We start from the raw sequence: 2065 nt of genomic DNA, 5'->3' as shown, positions 1-2065 counted from the left end.
AACCCTAATATACAAACACCACTGATAATTATACAGTTAAATTAATTTCATTGGATTGGAGCTATCTACAAAAGAAAATTTGAAAAGATAAACATTTTTATTGGAAATTTATTATTCAAAACACATAGTAGCACTAGAGGTAGCTGTATTAAAATTGTTTGACTACTTATAGCATGTGTTAACTAGAAATGAGATTCAAGTTTACTAATGATCAAACGGAGAATAGAAATAAAATAAGTGAAGCATTAGTATTTAAATAAACATTGATAGCACTCAATTTGAAAAATCCTGTGCGATTGCTAAGCATTTTCCATAAGGAATGTAGTATAATATAGAAAGTGGTAGATGGCTATAGTTATGTAGCAATGCGAGAGAAAGAGAGGATGGCTGAACATGGCTGAAAAACAACCAACATCATTTGTACAACCAACGCCAATAGGGAAAGAAGAGCTAGGGCAAATCGAAGTGGCCCCTGAGGTAATCGAGGTCATTGCAGGGATTGCTACAACGGAAGTTGAAGGTGTAGCGGCGACGCGCGGAAGCTTTGCATCAGGCGTTGTGGAGAAATTTGGTAAAAAAGTTCATTCAAAAGGGATTAAGTCTGCGATGTCAGAGGATGGTCGCATCGTCATTGATGTGTTTTGCTCAGTGAAATATGGCTTTACGGTTCCGAAAGTGGCTAAGGATATTCAAGCATCCATTCGCCAAGCGATTTTTAATATGACAGCAATCGAGACGAGCGAAGTGAATGTCCATATTACTGCCATTCAATTCGACAATGTTAGTGTAAATAAAGCATAAAATAAGAGACCGCTCAAGCGGTCTCTTTTCATATCATATGCGCCCAGTATGCGTATGAACTGTTCCTAAGGCAGGAGTGGAGGTTGGCCAAAGAGCAATGGTATCTGTGGTGATGTGAAATCTGAAGGAAAAACATCGGTCCAAGGAACACGAATCTCATGCAAGGTCAGATATGATTGAGTGAAACGAAAATTTGCATATATAACTATGGAAACTATTTTAAGAAGGGAATAAAGGGTGCATTATTATGTTATTTTTTGTGTATATGGGATTCTACTTTATGCCGATATTGGGTATTATATTTTGTTTAAATCTTGTTAGTATTATAAAAAAAATTAAACAAGATGAGAAAACGGCTAAAAATACTTTTTGGTTAACTATTTCTTTTATATGGATAATATGGACTATTATGATTTTCCCATCTTTGAAATGAAGAATAATAAACTCAAAAAAATGATGTACTTTCAGAAGTGTACTAATAGAAACTTAACCTAATGTTTAAAGCCCCTCTATGACAATGTTGTAGAGGGGGTGATCCCCGAACCCAAAAGGCAGAAACAAAGGTGAGCTAAGAGCAAGGGTGTCTGTGAAAGAATTGGTAGAAACTTTGAACAAGAACCAGAGTTTACATGTTCTCTCTGGAAAAGCAGACGAGTGGGGAAATACCTGCAAGCGCACTGCGAATAGCTCCATATTACAGCAATCCAATTTGACAATGTCAGTGTAAATAAGGCTTAAAGATGAGAGGCTCCCTAGTGGGTAGACATGCAAAATATATTTATCCACTTATTGGGGGGGATTTTACAAGTATTCAAACACATTATACGACTCCATTTGGCAGGTGATTACGCCTTCGAAAGTTACTATGACAATTTCAATTGAATCAAAATATGCTGAAAGAACAGCGGTTAAAATGGAAATATTCCTGTTGTAAAAAGTCCTGCTTTATCAGCTATAATGGGTGTTTTTATTAATTCTCTTCACGATGTTTAAATTCAATTTCATTGCTTAAAAAGGATTTTTGAAACGACGCATTAACATTTTTAGTTGTAGAGACGGTGTACTGTTCAACCATACCAAATTCTACTTTATATTGATAAATTAAATTACTCTCATCCTCAAAAATCACGCTTACACTCCAAACAGGTAATTTAGAAAATTTCCCCTCAATCGACTTAATCTCTTGAAGATCACATCCTCTATCATTTAGTAAATACTCTTCTACTTTTTTTCTAATTTCATTTTTTTATTTCCACATAAAAAA

At 35.0% G+C, this 2065-nt stretch carries 2 protein-coding genes; one reads left to right on the top strand and one right to left on the bottom strand.

The features are described 5' to 3' along the window. The first annotated feature begins 393 nt into the window (after positions 1-393). Positions 394-801: an Asp23/Gls24 family envelope stress response protein gene (locus C9J34_RS09085; protein ID WP_107839549.1), complete on the top strand. Its 408-nt coding sequence runs from the start codon at positions 394-396 to the stop codon at positions 799-801. A 970-nt stretch (positions 802-1771) separates the two neighbouring features. Here C9J34_RS09085 and C9J34_RS21905 read toward each other — a convergent pair. Next, positions 1772-1930 carry a hypothetical protein gene (locus tag C9J34_RS21905; protein ID WP_193768949.1) on the bottom strand — a complete coding sequence of 53 codons (159 nt, stop codon included), beginning with the start codon at positions 1928-1930 and terminating at the stop codon, positions 1772-1774. Between the last annotated feature and the right edge of the window lie 135 nt (positions 1931-2065).

Origin of the sequence: Metasolibacillus meyeri (assembly GCF_003049505.1) — a bacterium.
Lineage (GTDB): Bacteria > Bacillota > Bacilli > Bacillales_A > Planococcaceae > Metasolibacillus > Metasolibacillus meyeri.
The sequence above is the reverse complement of the archived record's forward strand: the minus strand, read 5'-3'. Positions and strand labels throughout refer to the sequence as shown.

Excerpts from the sequence above, each read along its gene's own strand:
- C9J34_RS09085 (WP_107839549.1), top strand. The coding sequence starts at position 394 with ATGGCTGAAAAACAACCAACATCATTTGTACAACCAACGCCAATAGGG.